Annotated in this window: 10 protein-coding genes; 5 read left to right on the top strand and 5 right to left on the bottom strand. The window is 51.0% G+C overall.

Annotated features, from left to right (window positions below; genetic code table 11):
* Positions 1-55 precede the first annotated feature (55 nt).
* On the top strand, positions 56-850 hold the full coding sequence (locus ACO0LI_RS01625; RefSeq protein ID WP_423030324.1) for a substrate-binding periplasmic protein: 795 nt from the start codon (positions 56-58) through the stop codon (positions 848-850).
* A 66-nt stretch (positions 851-916) separates the two neighbouring features.
* Here ACO0LI_RS01625 and ACO0LI_RS01620 read toward each other — a convergent pair whose 3' ends face one another.
* Positions 917-1,864, bottom strand: coding sequence for a CHAD domain-containing protein (locus ACO0LI_RS01620; protein ID WP_423030322.1), 948 nt, complete (start codon positions 1,862-1,864; stop codon positions 917-919).
* A gap of 443 nt (positions 1,865-2,307) precedes the next feature.
* Here ACO0LI_RS01620 and ACO0LI_RS01615 point away from each other — a divergent pair, with 443 nt between their 5' ends.
* Positions 2,308-3,345: a zinc-dependent alcohol dehydrogenase family protein gene (locus ACO0LI_RS01615; RefSeq protein WP_423030320.1), complete on the top strand. Its 1,038-nt coding sequence runs from the start codon at positions 2,308-2,310 to the stop codon at positions 3,343-3,345.
* Between the two features lie 54 nt (positions 3,346-3,399).
* On the opposite strand, the gene ACO0LI_RS01610 is transcribed toward ACO0LI_RS01615, so the two are convergent.
* Genes ACO0LI_RS01610 through ACO0LI_RS01600 form a run of 3 tightly spaced genes read right to left on the bottom strand, consistent with a single transcriptional unit; the run spans position 3,400 to position 8,328 of the window.
* Positions 3,400-4,734 (bottom strand): alpha/beta hydrolase family protein, encoded by a 1,335-nt coding sequence (locus tag ACO0LI_RS01610; protein ID WP_423030318.1) that lies wholly within the window; start codon positions 4,732-4,734, stop codon positions 3,400-3,402.
* Between the two features lie 41 nt (positions 4,735-4,775).
* Positions 4,776-6,068 (bottom strand): LLM class flavin-dependent oxidoreductase, encoded by a 1,293-nt coding sequence (locus tag ACO0LI_RS01605; protein WP_423030316.1) that lies wholly within the window; start codon positions 6,066-6,068, stop codon positions 4,776-4,778.
* 4 nt (positions 6,069-6,072) lie between these two features.
* Positions 6,073-8,328 (bottom strand): TonB-dependent receptor, encoded by a 2,256-nt coding sequence (locus ACO0LI_RS01600; RefSeq protein ID WP_423030314.1) that lies wholly within the window; start codon positions 8,326-8,328, stop codon positions 6,073-6,075.
* A 209-nt stretch (positions 8,329-8,537) separates the two neighbouring features.
* Between ACO0LI_RS01600 and ACO0LI_RS01595 the strand changes: the two genes are divergently transcribed.
* The 3 genes from ACO0LI_RS01595 (at position 8,538) to ACO0LI_RS01585 (ending at position 14,542) form a co-directional block, all read left to right on the top strand.
* A complete protein-coding gene (locus tag ACO0LI_RS01595) occupies positions 8,538-9,581 on the top strand; it encodes a LacI family DNA-binding transcriptional regulator (protein ID WP_423030312.1) in 1,044 nt (347 codons plus the stop codon).
* Positions 9,582-9,633: 52 nt separating this feature from the next.
* Positions 9,634-10,587 (top strand): sulfonate ABC transporter substrate-binding protein, encoded by a 954-nt coding sequence (locus ACO0LI_RS01590; protein WP_423030310.1) that lies wholly within the window; start codon positions 9,634-9,636, stop codon positions 10,585-10,587.
* Positions 10,588-10,732: 145 nt separating this feature from the next.
* Complete coding sequence (locus tag ACO0LI_RS01585; RefSeq protein ID WP_423030308.1) at positions 10,733-14,542, top strand: ATP-binding protein; 3,810 nt, start codon at positions 10,733-10,735, stop codon at positions 14,540-14,542.
* 43 nt (positions 14,543-14,585) lie between these two features.
* Here ACO0LI_RS01585 and ACO0LI_RS01580 read toward each other — a convergent pair whose 3' ends face one another.
* On the bottom strand, positions 14,586-15,395 hold the full coding sequence (locus ACO0LI_RS01580) for a DUF72 domain-containing protein (protein ID WP_423030306.1): 810 nt from the start codon (positions 15,393-15,395) through the stop codon (positions 14,586-14,588).
* Positions 15,396-15,503: the final 108 nt, after the last annotated feature.

Genomic DNA, 15,503 nt, shown 5'->3' with positions numbered 1-15,503 from the left:
AATTGAACTCAGTTCTTGATGGCATCCATTGTCATTGCCTATGCATGAAATCTGTATGCCTTTGATCAAAATTAATCTATGCTGTACAAAGGGACAGAAGATCCTTGGAATAACAGGAGTGGATATGCGGCGGCGAACATTATTGCAACTTGTATCTTTGCCAGGGCTTATGTCGTTTAATGTCATGGCGCAAGAAAGCAAGACGCTGCAAATTTCTACCCTTATCGAAAAAGATCCTGCTACGCTCATCGTTGAAAAAATTATTGACACCGCTTATCGCAAACTGGGCTGGCATTTGAATGTCCATTATTTACCAGGCGAGCGTTCCTTGCGCAGTGCAAACAACGGAGAAATGGACGGCGAGTTGTACCGTAAGCTGGGGATGGAAAGAGATTATCCTAATCTGGTTATCGTACCGGTCCCATTGTTGACTTATGAAATTGTTATTTTTACCAACGGCACGCATTTTCTTGTCAATAGCTGGGAGAGCTTGCGGCCCTATACGATAGGTTTTGTCCGGGGCATTAAAATTATCGAACAAAACACGGTAGGAATGAAGCTGGAGGCAGCACCTACTGTACGTCAGGCATTTCAAAAAATGTTGCTGGGCCGTTCAGACATAGTTGTAGCAAACCGCATATCTGGCCTCGCGGCCTTGGCTGAAATGAAACAAACGGATGTAACGATATTGACGCCGCCTTTGGCTACCTTTCCGGTCTTTCATTATCTCAACAAGAAGCATGAGGCGTTAGTGCCGGGGTTGACGGCTGTTCTGCAAAAAATGCAGAAAGACAAAACTATGGAAAATATCCAGAACGCAGTCATGGTGGAACTGCAGCGGGGCGACTAAAGTGCTGTAGCAGAAACTTTGCAGATTGATATACCTTTATCCGCTTTGCAGTTGTGTTTATTTAGGTTAAGGCAAATGGATATCCTTAAATTTCTTCCAGTTTGAGCGCAGTTTCTGCTGTTGTAATTGATCTTGAGACAGCAGGTAACCCATGGAAAAATTGATGGCCGCTGTATGATTATCCTGACGCTTAGCTATACCTTGATCCATATCCTGAAGTAATCTGCCCGCAACTACGCCGTCATTGATATTGCCCAAAATATCTTGCAGGGTGCTTAAAGAATTGATATATACATTGATATCTTTTTGATTAAATAAATTCTCCAAAAACTTGCATGTATAACGAGCATTTTTGATGTCAATTCTACATTGATGATTTGTCCGCGGATCTGCGCCAGCTTCTGCTTTAAATAATTTCTTGCCACGCTTGAGTAACTTCTTATGCTGATGAAATAAAACTTCCTGCGCAAATGAAACTAATTTTTCAGTGGAATGCTTATTCTTCAAAGACTTATCTGTTTCAATTAATGCCGACTTCTCAAGCCACGCAGATAACGCAGACATCAGTCGCTCTGAACGACTGCTCTTCAGTGTGGTGTAAATTCCTTTTTGCTTTTTTTCTGCGATACGCAAAGCGGCCTGTTGCAAGCGCGATAGCTGTGCCTCTGTCGGAGCGATGACTTCGATTGCGACGAGGGTAAAGCCAGAAAATACCTGCCAATCGCGCGCCTCGCCTAATTTCTTCGAGAGATAATCCAGCTCTGCTTGTAATTTCTCAGGAACGCTAACTGAATGATCAAAGATTTTTAATGCTGAGTGTAGACGACGCAGGCCTACATGCATTTGGCGAATACAATCAGGATCTGCCCCAGTTTTGATTGCTGCATAGTTGTCCCGGATTTGTTCAAGACAGTTTTCCAGTATTGCACGAGCGGCAGGCTCCAGTTTCATTTGACGACGCAGTTTCAATTTGTACGCCTTAACTGCAACTGTTTGCGGTCTTGGTGATGACATCTTATCCTCTCAATTCCTGGACTGACCAGGACAGTTTATTTCAGTCACGCCAGACACTAATGTCTGAAGTTCAAAAATCGTTCAAAAATCTTTTAACAACTGCGCGACAACTCCTAACCGATTAAAACTGTATTCAATCATTGCTTGCTTGATGTATATCAATGTCTTTGGCTTGCGCATGTATAAGTATGGTGCGTGCATGATTGCCAGATAGAGCCATACTTCTGGTCACAGTGCGCTTATCATGTCGCGTGGTCTGTGTGGCAGCGAACCTAACTCATTTGCATCTATGCGCTGTACCGAACAGTTAAATGTTTACGCTCTTGTAATCATGAGGTGCTTATTAAAGCTCAGGTCCCTTTATCTCGCTGCTGCGTGATCTGCTTTCCAGTAGTCATCAAGTCATTCACTCATCCACTGCATTCACCATTGAAAGATAGCTCATGAAAGCTTTTGTTTATCAGGGCCCGGGAAAAAAATCCCTTGAAAACCGGACAAAGCCAGAAATCATCGCACCGACAGATGCGATAGTAAGACTAAGCAAAACAACGATCTGTGGTACTGATTTGCATATATTAAAAGGCGATGTCGCCAGTTGCCAACCTGGACGCATCCTCGGTCATGAAGGCGTAGGAGTTATTGAATCAACAGGCGCGGCTGTCAGCAATTTTAAAGTTGGCGACCATGTGCTGATATCCTGTATCAGCGCCTGCGGGAAATGTGAATTTTGCCGGAAACAGATGTTCTCGCACTGTACTACGGGCGGCTGGATACTTGGAAACACGATAGACGGTACGCAGGCTGAATTTGTCCGCATTCCATACGCCGATACCAGCCTTTATCCTATCCCAGCGGGAGCAGATGAAGAAGCACTGGTCATGCTCAGCGATATCCTGCCTACTGGATTTGAATGCGGGGTCTTGAATGGCAAAGTACAACCCGGTAGCACCATAGCCATAGTCGGTGCCGGGCCGATTGGCCTTGCTGCATTGCTGACGGCGCAGTTTTATTCTCCTGCTGAAATCATAGTACTTGATCTGGACGATAATCGTCTTGCAGTCGCCCGCAAATTTGGTGCGACAAGCACTTTCAATAGCGCCGACGGCAAGGCAGCAGAAGCCGTCATGACACTGACCCATGGTCGGGGAGTGGATACTGCTATTGAAGCCGTGGGTATTCCTGCGACCTTTGAGCTGTGCGAGCAGATTATCGGCGCGGGTGGAACGATTGCCAATATCGGTGTACATGGGACAAAAGTTGATTTACATCTGGAAAACCTGTGGGATCGCAATATTACGATTACCACCCGCCTGGTCGATGCAGTCAGCACGCCAATGTTGCTTAAATCAGTGGCATCCAAAAAAATCGACCCACAGCTATTGATCACACATCGCTTCAGTCTCGATCATATCCTGGACGCCTATGACACATTTTCACATGCTGCAGATACCCACGCACTGAAAGTGATTATTGAAGTTTAGGTTTTAAATTCAAAATGTAGTCCGGACATCAATAAATCTGCCAACATACCAGCTTTATCTGGCTGTTGATGTAGCAGATTTTTGTTCAAGTCTTAAGCCTATCGCACTGCGCGCAAGAAAGCCCTTCCAGTAAGTGTGGTCTGGTTTTGGCTCACCACTTTCTTGGGTACTCCATTTACCGTCACGGGCATTTTCTGTCAGGTTCAAATAGGCATCCATGCTACTGTCGTTTTTGAGATATCTGGCGAGGAAGGCAGTCAGAAAATGTTGAGAGATATTGTTCATCCTGGTGTTGTCCCAGACGGCATCTATATAGCTTTCTGCAGGTATTTTCTTTAGCCCAGCGATGGCTGACCATGATTCTTTTGGTGCTGGTATCGGCGCTCCTGCGTTGTGGTTGGCATTTTCAAAGCTTAGTAAATAGCGCTGGGTATTGACGCTGTTTTCATAGATATTACGCACGCCTGGCGCATAGCCTGAGACATCGTCAGCACTGCCTGCGATAAAGAATATCGGTGTGCGTATGGCAGATAAAGCAGCGGCGTCCCACAAGCCTGCATTCCAGCCCCAGGGCGCAAATGCAACTGCTGCCTTGATACGTTTGTCCTGTGAGGCAAGATAGCTGGCATCGCCTGCCTGGCGTATCGCCAGCGCCTTGGTTGGCACGAAGGCGGCGTTGACGCTGGCTTCGTTCAGGCCACCACCTATGGTATTGACGACGCCATAGCCACCCATGGAATAGCCAATCAGGCCGGTAGTGTCGGCGTTGATGAGACCGGTGAACCTGCCTGTCGCGTTGCGTTTGCTCAAGGCTGCCATTTGGTTCAGTACAAACAACTGGTCCAGTGAACGGTTCAACAAGGTGCTGGAAAAAGCCTTGAGGTCACTGTAAGTGCTATCAGTATGATCAATCGCCACCACGACATAGCCTTTGCTGGCCAGGTTTTCTGTCAGATGACTGAGCAGGAAGCGGTTGCCGGGGTAACCGTGCGAGACGATCAGCAGCGGGTAGGGGCCATGTTGCGCATCCGGTACTGCATCGCGCACTGCCTGGCCACTGAGGCTGATCTCAGTCTTGCCATCGCGCAGGTAAGTCTGGTACTTGCCACCAGCCGCTTGTTGCGCTTTCAATGTGGCTGGATACCAGACTTCTACTGTCAATGGCCTATCGTAATACACAGGCTCAGCGCCCGCCTTGCTATTGATGATATCCAGTTGCCTGGGGTTACTCAGGTTCAGGCTGGTGATGCCCACTTTATGCTGGCCGTAGGCTGCCAGCTCTGGTGCATCTGGCCGTATCAGGTCAATGCGGTTGTCTTGCGCATTTACCCATAATGGAGAAAACAGCGTGCAGACAGTGAAGAACAGGCGCAGTGTTTTTGTAGGCATCACCAGCTTTCATAAGTAATTTTTGATGAAGGAGTTTAGTGTCATTGCCTATGCTTTGGAAAAGCCAGACCCAGATTTTCGCGCAGGGTAATACCCTCATAGCTGCATCTGAATAAACCGCGCTTTTGCAATTCAGGTACCACCAGTTCAGCAAAATCATCGAAACCACCTGGTAAATAAGGCGGCATGATATTGAAGCCATCGGCAGCTTCATTTTCAAACCATAGCTGGATTTGATCGGCAATCGTCTCAGGCGTACCTATCAGCGTAAAGTGACCACGGCCACCTGCGATGCGCAAATACAGTTCACGTATGCTGAGGTTTTCGCCCTGTGCCAGTTGGGTCAGTAATTTTTGCCGGCTTTGCTGACCATTGTCCGTCAAGGGCAATTCTGGCAAAGGTTCATCCAGCGGGTAGGCTGACAAATCAAAATTGCCTATCATGCGGCCCAGTAGCGCCAGACCGTCGTTGGGTACTACCAGGTCTTGCAATGTCTGGAATTTTTCCTGTGCCTCTTCCAGGGTTTCCCCCACCACGGGGAACAGGCCGGGCATGATCTTCAAGCTATCGGCGTCGCGGCCTGCCTGGACTACCCGGCTTTTCAAATCACGGTAAAAAGCCTGGGCAGATGCCAGATTGGGGTGGGCGGTAAACACCACATCCGCAGTTTCTGCCGCCAGGTTTTTACCCGCTTCCGAGCCACCTGCCTGCACGACGATGGGGTGGCCTTGCGGGCTGCGGCTGACATTCAAGGGGCCAGCCACCGAGAAATAATCGCCCCGGTGATTCAGTGCATGCAGTTTTTCCTTGTTGAACTGTATGCCATTTTCTTTATCACTCAGAATGGCGTCGTCTTCCCAGCTATTCCACAAGCCTTGCACTACCTGATGAAATTCTCTGGCCCTGGCATAGCGCTCACCATGTGCAACATGCTCACTGCGCCCAAAATTGGCGGCTTCGCTGGCATTGTCCGAGGTCACCAGGTTCCAGCCTGCACGACCTCCAGAGATGCGGTCCAGCGAGGCAAATTTGCGGGCGACGTGATATGGCTCGTTATAGGTCGTGGTGGCCGTGCCTATGAGGCCGATATGTTCAGTCACAGCGGCAAGTGCTGACAGCAGTGTCAATGGTTCCAGGCCACCGACTCCACTGCTCAGGGCAACACTGTCGGCAAAAAATACTGCGTCGAAGCAGGCACGTTCGGCAGTCTGCGCCAGTTTTTTGTACAGCGCAAATGGCTTGCTGCCATTGTCGGCCTGCGGATGCCGCCAGGCCGCCACATGATGGCCGTTATGCAGCAGGAATGCGCCCAGTTTTAATTGACGTGTCGCCATGAGCTCAGAAGTCCTTCCTGAGATTGACGCCAAAATAGCGTTGGTCATCACGTGGTACCGCGCGCGTCACGGTATTGGTGCCATTCACCAGATTGGTCGCATAAGATTTGTCGCCCAGGTTTTTAGCGATCAAGGCCAGGCGCCAGCCATTGTCTGGGGCCGACAATGCCACGCTGGCATTCCATAAACCTACGCTTCCCTGTATGGTGGTCGTGGATTGGAACAAGTCATACTGCACCTTGCTTTGCCAGCTAAAGTCGGTGGCCACATCCACTTGCAAACCATTGTTGAGCGGTATGGCATAACTGGCGCGGGCAAAAGATTTCCACTTTGGTGAAAACGGCAAGGTCTGGCCATTCAAGTTGCAGGACGCTGCTGCAGCGGCAGGGCAATTGAACTGGTCTATGCGTGCATCGATATAGGCCAGCGATGCGCTCAGGTTCAGGCGGGGTATTGGCCTGGCTTCCACTTCCAGTTCCACGCCACGGGTAGATACTTCACCTGCATTGATGAGGCGGGTGACAACGGCACCGGCGACAGTGTCATAAAAGTTGGCCTGGTAATTGGAATAGTTAGTCTGGAAAGCTGCAACATTAAAGCTGAGTTTGCGGTCCAGCAGCAAGGCTTTGATGCCTACTTCAAATGAATCTGACAGCTCTGGCTTCAAAGCCAGGGTGTCACGGTTGAGCATATTGAAAAATACGTTGTACGCAGGGCCCTTGTAGCCGCGCGATAAGGTGGCATAACTGCTGATGCTTTTGCTGATATCAAATTGCAAGCCTATGCGCCCTGAGAATGCACTTTCTGTGGTGGAACCAGCATTTGCAGTCGCTGGTTGCACGCCCGGGAAGGCAACAGTCTGGGTAGATATGCGCGCATGTTCATAGGCCACTTCATCGCGCGTCCAGCGCAGGCCAGCCAGGAGTTTCCAGTCCGGGCTGAATTTATAATTACCTTCGCCAAACAGGGAATAGCTATCCGTCTTTACGCTGTAGGGCGCATAGCCGTAATTGATGGCGCTTGGCGAGGTAGTCACGATGCGCTGATAAGTTTCTTCATCCTTGCCGTGCAGGTAGTAGGCACCAGCCACATATTCAAAGGCGGCATCTTTAGGTGAGGCCAGCCGCAATTCCTGTGAGAACTGGCTGTAGTGCAAAGTGCCTATATCGCGCGTGGCCGGGAAGGCCGCATTGATGCGTGTGACATCTGCACTATTGCCTATCGCAGACGTCGTGGTGCGTTGTTCATTGTCCCATTGTCTTGCCGCTGTAATTGATGTCCAGGTATAGCCCTGATTGCGCCAATCCACCTGTGCCGATAAACCTTTATTGAAATCAGTAATCGCATTTGGCAAATCATAGACAACCTGGCGATTGTCCAGGCCCGGCCTAACCGGTGAAATTGCCTGTAGCAGCGGGGCATTGGTGGATTGCAGCACGACATAGGTGGGTGAGCTGTTTGAACGCAGGTAATCAGCAATCACGCTGATGTCCAGGTCATTGTTCGGTGTCAGCAGAAACTTGGCGCGCGCACCCTTGCGGTCATAGCCATTCACCTTCTTTTGCGTACTCAGGTTATCGACATTGCCTTCATAGGAGCTGTCCAGCACAGTGAATGATGCACTCAATAAATTGGGGGCCAGTGTGCCCGAGACGCCTGCGCGCAGGCGTTTTTCATTGCCTTCAAAATAAGAGGCATCAATGAAGCCTGTGGTTTCTATAGAAGGTTTGCGGCTGAGGATATTGAACACACCTGAAGATGCATTTTTACCAAACAGCGTACCTTGCGGGCCGCGTAACACTTCTATGCGGTCTATATCAAGGAGGTCCAGCGTCGCCTGGCCGGGGCGTGCATATACCACGCCATCCACCACGGTAGAAACCGTAGGTTCAACGCCCGGAGAAGTGGAGATGGTGCCTATGCCACGCACGAAGATTGTTGAGTCCTTGTTGCCACCCTGCTGGCGAAAATTCACACTCGGCAATTCAGCAACAATGCTGTCTATGCTGTTGCGGTTGGCTTGCTCCAGCAAGTCACCATTCAAGACAGAAATGGCTACTGGCACTGAACGTAAAGAAGCTTCTCGCCTGGTTGCGGTGACGGTGACAGATGGCAGTGTGGCCTGCTCTTCAGCCGAAGGACGCGGGCTGCTTTCTTCCGCAGCAACCGTACCTATGCTCAGAGCCGCACCTGCCAGCACTATGCCCAATTGCTGATAGCGTCGCTGTTGCGATAATTTGTTTTTTGCATTGACTTTCATACGCTTTCCTTTGATTAAAACTTTTTTTGGTCACTTCGTTGGCTTAGTCGAATTGGTAATAAGCATCAAACTAAATGCGACTTCGTCCGCACTGCTGCCGCTGCTAGAATCCGATGGTATCGATACCACTTATTTAGTTTCTGTGATGCCTGTGCATCTCGTCAAAGAATTAAAACAATCATCGATATGTCTTTTAAAAATATGCAGAGATGAATAAAGAAAATAAAGTACGTCAGAGTCGCGGCTCTGGCCGGGCGACTATTCATGATGTGGCGCGGGTTGCCGGGGTGGGTTCCATTACGGTGTCACGCTATTTCAAGCAGCCCGCGCTGGTGTCGGCTGCGCTCAGCGAGCGCATTGCGGTGGCAGTGAAAAGCCTGAATTACCTTCCCAACCTGGCTGCAGGCGGGCTCAAGTCTGCGCATGCGCGCATTGTTGGCATGGTTATTCCCAATATCTCGGGGCCAATTTTTGCGCATACCATACAGAGCTTTAGCGATGTACTGACTGCGCATGGCTATCAGTTGTTGCTGGCGTCGAGTTATTTTTCTGTTGAGCAGGAAGAAGCCGCAGTGCGTACTTTCCTGGGCTGGTCACCCGCTGCATTGGTGGTGACGGGGCAATACCATACCAAGGGCACTGTGCAGTTACTCAATGCCGCGAATATCCCGGTGGTAGAAACCTGGGATTACCAGCCGCGCCGCAAATACATGCAGGTAGGTTTTTCACATGAAGAGGTAGGCAAGCAGGCCGCACGTTACCTGCTCAAGAAGGGCTACAAGCGCATCGCCTTTGTACAAAACAGCGTTGCCGGTGATGAGAGCGCGATAGACAGACGCGATGGCTATGCCAGCATCATGCGCGAAGCGGGGCTGGAGCCATGGTTCTTTTTGCCTACTGCTGCCACACCTTTTGACGCAGGCAAGCAAGCGATGGAAGCATTGGCTACGCGCAAACGCAATGCTGCCGAAGCCATCATTTTTGCCAATGACAATCTGGCAGCCTCGGCCATACTGGCCGGACAAAGAGCAGGCATACGCATGCCTGAACAATGTGCGATTGTGGGTTTTGGTGACTATGCGATGTCATCCATGCTCTTGCCCAGCCTGACCACCATCCGTCCGCCTGCAAAAGAGATAGGTGAAATCGCTGCTCTTCGCATTTTGCAAAGCCTGGGTGAAATAGAGGCCAGTGACAAGGTGCAAAGGCTGAATCTCTTGCAATGTGAAATGCTGGAGCGCGAGAGCGCTTAGCCTGTATTCAAATGTATTTAAATTTATCAAGTCGTGAATTCGAAAGTGATGTATGAAAAAACTGTCTCTTTTTATTTTGTTCAAAATTATTTTACTAATCAGCCTCCCCTCAATGGCAGCAGACGACAAACTGATCGCCATAGGTTTTCAAAAAGGTAGTGGCTTGCTATCCATCCTGAAAGCCCAGGGCACGCTGGAAAAGACACTTGCTGCGCAGAAGTTGCAGGTTAAGTGGATAGAGTTTCCGGCAGGCCCGCAATTGCTGGAAGCCTTGAATGCAGGGAATGTCGATTTTGGTTTGACCGGTGCGCCACCACCGATATTTGCCCAGGCTGCCGGGGTGGATTTGTTGTATGTCGGTGCAGAACCGTCTTCGCCAGCATGTGAGGCTATCCTGGTGCCTAAAGAGTCACCCATCAAGACAGTTGCTGAACTCAAGGGCAAGAAGGTGGCTTTTCAAAAAGGTTCCAGTTCTAACTTATTGATACTGGCAGCCTTGCGCAAGGCGGGCCTGGGTATGCAAGACATACAGCCTATCTATTTATCACCGGCAGATGCACGCGCTGCTTTTGTCAGTGGCAATATCGATGCTTGGATAGTCTGGGACCCTTATCTGGCGTCGGTGCAGCATAGTCTGCCTGTCAGGGTGCTGGCAGATCATCAGGGGCTGCTGCCTGCGAATAGTTTTTATGAGGCATCGCGCCGCCTGGTGGAAAAAAATCCGCAGGCATTGAATACCATTCTTGCAGAACTTGCCGCTACTGCCGTGTGGGCCAATCAGCATCCACAACAATTGGCCAGCACTATCGCTGGTCAGTTAGGCATGCCACTGGAAGTAATCACCACCTGGCAGCAGCGTAGCCGCTATGGCGTGATGCCATTGAACGCCACCGTGGTCAGCCGCCAGCAGGAAATTGCTGACCTGTTTTATCAAAATAAACTGATACCAAAGGCTGTCAGGATCAATGATAAAGCCTGGCTCTGGGTGCCCAGGGCGGGTAACTGACGGGTAACTCACGGGTACTTGAAGTGACCGTCGCATCTCAGTTCTTGCATATTCAGTTTGCCTTTGGCAAATCGGAGATGCATCAGGTGAAGAAATCTTAAAAAATGATATCCTGTGCAAGTTACCATTTATGCAGGTCTTCGCCATGCACAGCGATCAAATTGCAGCCGTTCTTAAAGAGCATAAATTTCTCAGTGCCCCAGGTCAGTTAGGTAGCCTGATTGCCTCGCGTGACTGGTCAAAAACATCACTGGGCCCAATTTCTGGCTGGCCGCAGAGCCTTAAGACGGCTGTCAGCCTGATACTGAGTTCGCCCCAGCCTATGTGGATAGGTTGGGGGGAAGATATCGCCTTTCTCTACAATGATGCCTATATCGATGTACTTAGCCTGGCCAAGCATCCACAGGCATTGGGTCTGCCGGCGGCCGAGATTTGGTCAGAAATATGGGATATTTGCGGCCCGTTGGCCAATCGTGTGTTTGCTTTGGGTGAAGCCACCAATGCAGATAGCGTGCGCTTGTTCATGAACCGTGGCGATTTTCTGGAAGAAACTTTTTTCTCTTTTTCATACAGCCCTATCCGCGATGAATCAGGCAATGTCGCTGGCCTTTTTTGCCCTAATCTTGATGTCACCGCAAAGCACTTGAATGCGCGCCGTTTGCGGACGTTGTCAGAAATGGCCGCTAGGTCCTTGCTGGAAAAAACCGTGCGTGCTGCTGCGGACAGCGTTATCGCGGTCCTGGCGGGTAATCCAGACGATATCCCGTTTGCACTGTTATACCTGAATCATCAAGCGGCAGGGCAGCAAGCAGTAGCGAAGGGGCTGCAACTCTGGCAGGCAACCGGGATCGCTGTTGAAGATGTTCCTGCCATTATTGCTCCTGATTCAGAGGAAGGTGACGATGCTGCCGTAGGCAAAGTCTCCCTTTCGCTCATGCTTGAACGCGCTGTTTCGGCCAGCATGGTCGAAGCTGGATCGCATATACTTGAGTTGCCAGTAGGGCAGGCTCTACCAACTGGCCTTGCAGGACAGCCAGTACGTCAGGCATTGATATTGCCGCTGCTTGCTTCAGGTGCGACAGTCGGTGTACTGGTACTTGGTATCAGCCCCGTGCGCAAACTGGATCATGATTACCGCAGTTTCTTTGATCTGGTTGCCACGCAGTGTGGTAATGCACTTCAGAACGCCAGGGCTGCCGAGGAAGAACGCTTGCGACTGGATATGCTGGCAGAGATTGATCAGGCCAAGACACAGTTTTTCAGCAACGTCAGCCATGAATTCCGTACGCCACTGACCTTAATGCTGGCACCGCTGGAGGAGGCGCTGGAAGAGGCAGATACCCTGCCAGCAGCCCAGCGCCAGCGACTTGAACTGATGCAGCGTAATGCGGTCAGGCTGCAAAAGCTGGTGAATACCCTGCTTGAATTTTCACGGGTGCAGGCAGGCCGTGCACAGGCCGCTTTCGAGCCTACTGATCTGGCAGCACTCACGACCGACCTTGCCAGCAGCTTTCGTTCGACGGTGGAAAGTACCGGCATGCAACTGACCGTAGACTGCGCCCCATTGCCAGCCCCGGTCTATGTCGATGTCGCCATGTGGGAAAAGATTATCCTCAATTTGCTCTCGAATGCTTTCAAATTCACTTTTGAAGGTCAGATCACGGTGAGCATGCGTGCAGCGCCGGATCAGGGCGCAGTTATCGTGACCATCGCCGACACTGGCATAGGCATCGCGGCTGAACAATTGCCCCGCTTGTTTGAACGCTTTCACCGGATAGAAAGCGCCCGTTCGCGCACGCATGAAGGTTCGGGCATAGGCCTGGCACTGGTGCATGACCTGGTGGCACTACAGGGTGGTGCGATTTGGGTTGAGAGTGAGCCTGGTCGCGGCAGCCGCTTCCATATCAGCCTGCCTATGGGCAGCTCTCATCTTGATGCCTCACAGATACGCCAGTCGCGGCAGGGCAGCGCCAACCATGCAACTACCAGGGCTTATGTAGCTGAGGCTGCCGGCTGGATAGGCGTGCCCTTGCAGCCAGTATTGCCTGAGCCAGAGGCATTGCCAGTTCCGGCATCGTCCGAGCGCGTATTAATTGTCGATGACAATACTGACATGCGCGACTATCTGAGCCGTTTGTTGAAGCCGCGCTGGCAAATTGAGGTTGTTGCCAACGGCGTAGAAGCACTGGCCGCAATAAAGCAACAGATGCCTGACCTGATTGTCTCTGACGTCATGATGCCCCAACTGGATGGTTTTGGTTTGCTGGCAGCTTTGCGTTCTGACCCGGTGACACGTGAATTGCCGGTGCTGCTGCTGTCTGCCCGTGCGGGCGAAGAGGCACGTCTGGAAGGTTTGCAGGCTGGTGCCAATGATTATCTGGTCAAGCCATTTTCCGGCCGTGAATTGCTGGCAAGGATAGATGCACTGTTATTGCGCCAGCGCGTGCGCACCATAGAGAAAAGCGCAACGCGGCGCATGCAGACTATTTTCAGCCAGGCACCTGTCGCCATCGCTATTTTGAGAGGGCCGTTGCATGTGTTTGAACTCGCGAATGAACGCTATCTGGAACTGGTGGGTCACCGCAAATTGACGGGTCTGTCGATACGGCAGGCATTTCCCGAACTGGAAGGGCAGCTAATATTCGGCTTGCTGGATGAAGTCTATTCCACTGGCGTGCCCTATATGGGGCGCTCAGTACGGGTCGATCTGGTGCGCGGCAGCCCGCCGCAGCAAGTTGAATGTTATTTTGATTTTGTCTATCAACCGCTATGCGCTGAAAATGGCAGTATCGAAGGTGTGGCGGTAGTGGTATTCGAGGTCACTGAGCTGACCAGCGCCAAGCGGGCGGCAGAAACTGCCAATCTTGCCAAGGATGAGTTCCTGGCCATGCTGGGTCATGAATTGCGCAACCCTCTGGCCCCCATCGTCACCGCCTTGCAATTGATGCGCTTGCGTGGTGTAGAAGCAGCCCAAAAAGAACGCGCCGTGATAGAGCGGCAAGTTCAACATCTGGTTGCACTGGTCGATGATTTGCTGGATGTTTCGCGCGTCACCCAGGGCAAGATTGAACTACGCAAGAAAGTGATAGAACTGGGCGAGGTGGTGGCCAATGCCATAGAAACCATCAGCCCCCTGATCGAAGGCAAGCTCCATCATCTCAGCGTCGAGGTCGCCGCCAGTGGCCTGCCGGTGCAGGCAGATCCGGTAAGATTGAGGCAGGTCATCGCCAATTTGCTCAGCAATGCGGCCAAATATACCGAGCAGGGAGGCCAGTTGCATATTGCTGCACGGCGTCAGGATAATCAGGTACTGTTGACGGTCAGCGATAATGGCATAGGTATCAACGCCAGCACCTTGCCGACTATTTTTGATTTATTTGTGCAGGAACGTCAGGCCCTGAGCCGGTCGCAAGGCGGATTGGGGCTGGGGCTGGCGATTGCGCGCAGCATGATGGCACTCCATGGTGGCAGTGTCGAGGCGCATAGCGATGGCCTGGGTATGGGCAGCACGTTCACACTGCGTTTGCCGGCTTATGAGCAATTGGAATCAAGCGCGACCGAGGTGATATCAGGCCCGGGCGTTGAGACAGAAATCGTCAATCACAAGGGCTTGAGTATCCTGATAGTCGACGATAACGAAGATGCCGCGCGCGTATTGCAGGATGTACTGGAAATGCAGGGGCACAGGGTGAAGGTCGTGCTGAACGGCCCGGCTGCCTTGCAACTCGCGCCCGTATTTCAGCCAGAAGTGTGTTTGCTTGATATCGGCCTTCCTGGCATGGATGGTTATGAACTTGCTCAACGCCTGCGCCAATTACCCGGCGGCCCATCATTGCGCCTGTTTGCGGTAACTGGCTATGGCCAAAGCGAAGACCGCCGCCGTGCGGCTGAGCATGGTTTTGACGAGCACTTTGTCAAGCCGCTGGATATTGCCAAGCTTAATGCCTTGTTATAGCCTCAGTGATGTGGTTTTAAGCTAACTTGCAACTAAGTTGTCATTAAGTTTGCTGCCGCTGCAAAGTAATAGCATTTGGGAACGCCGCCCCCTCTGCCGTATTATCGAACACGCACCAGATATGTTTGCAATGTGCCGATAATGCGGCAACGCGTAGCGACAGCTTGTCCAGATATTCTGGTTCATAACTGGAACGGTACATATGTGGGCTGCCATGCAGCCTCAAATACGCAATGGATGAAGTCAGAGGGAAATCTTCCTGCAGCACTTGATATCCTGCAATCCCGGGATCGGCTGCCACCAGGCAGATATCATTTTCAAACAACAGATCAAATGCGGCAGCCTGGAACCAGGTGGCATGACGTGGTTCCAGCGCAAGCGGGGCATGACTGAGTTGCTTCAGCAAGCCAAAAAATCTTTGCGCGACCTGGTAATCAAAAGACAGGCTGGGAGGGAGTTGTATTAACAGGCATCCCAATTTCTCTTTGAGGTGTTCAGCTTCCATCACAAATTTCCGCAATTCCACATCGCAATTTTTTAAACGCAGAATATGCGTGACGGCTTTTGGTAGCTTGACTGAAAAGCGAAATTCATCAGGAACACTGGCGCGCCAGCGCGCATAGGTAGCAGCTTGATGCGGGCGGTAAAAAGAAGAGTTGATCTCAACACCACCCAGGGATTGTGCATAGCGTTGCAAATGAGTTAGCGCAGGCCCTTTAGTCTTTGATGCACTCAACTCATCCTCCAGATGGAGCAATGACGGGAATTGTGCCACTAATTCTGCATTGATCTGCCCAGGCACATTCCAGCCTGCACAGGCACAAATAAGCCGGGATGCAATTGCCTGTTTCATGGGGGTAAGCAAGAGAGCTAAAATTAAATCTTAATATGTTGCTCCCACTTTACATACCAGCTTTATCTGAAAATGATGTAAGAGAAAATGAGGTGCGTGGTAACCCTG

Origin of the sequence: Undibacterium sp. Tian12W (assembly GCF_049339405.1) — a bacterium.
GTDB lineage: Bacteria > Pseudomonadota > Gammaproteobacteria > Burkholderiales > Burkholderiaceae_D > Undibacterium.
This window is presented reverse-complemented; position numbering and strand designations above follow the sequence as displayed.

Excerpts from the sequence above, each read along its gene's own strand:
- ACO0LI_RS01625 (WP_423030324.1), top strand. The coding sequence starts at position 56 with ATGCCTTTGATCAAAATTAATCTATGCTGTACAAAGGGACAGAAGATC.
- ACO0LI_RS01620 (WP_423030322.1), bottom strand. The coding sequence starts at position 1,864 with ATGTCATCACCAAGACCGCAAACAGTTGCAGTTAAGGCGTACAAATTG.
- ACO0LI_RS01615 (WP_423030320.1), top strand. The coding sequence starts at position 2,308 with ATGAAAGCTTTTGTTTATCAGGGCCCGGGAAAAAAATCCCTTGAAAAC.
- ACO0LI_RS01610 (WP_423030318.1), bottom strand. The coding sequence starts at position 4,734 with ATGCCTACAAAAACACTGCGCCTGTTCTTCACTGTCTGCACGCTGTTT.
- ACO0LI_RS01605 (WP_423030316.1), bottom strand. The coding sequence starts at position 6,068 with ATGGCGACACGTCAATTAAAACTGGGCGCATTCCTGCTGCATAACGGC.
- ACO0LI_RS01600 (WP_423030314.1), bottom strand. The coding sequence starts at position 8,328 with ATGAAAGTCAATGCAAAAAACAAATTATCGCAACAGCGACGCTATCAG.
- ACO0LI_RS01595 (WP_423030312.1), top strand. The coding sequence starts at position 8,538 with ATGAATAAAGAAAATAAAGTACGTCAGAGTCGCGGCTCTGGCCGGGCG.
- ACO0LI_RS01590 (WP_423030310.1), top strand. The coding sequence starts at position 9,634 with ATGAAAAAACTGTCTCTTTTTATTTTGTTCAAAATTATTTTACTAATC.
- ACO0LI_RS01585 (WP_423030308.1), top strand. The coding sequence starts at position 10,733 with ATGCACAGCGATCAAATTGCAGCCGTTCTTAAAGAGCATAAATTTCTC.
- ACO0LI_RS01580 (WP_423030306.1), bottom strand. The coding sequence starts at position 15,395 with ATGAAACAGGCAATTGCATCCCGGCTTATTTGTGCCTGTGCAGGCTGG.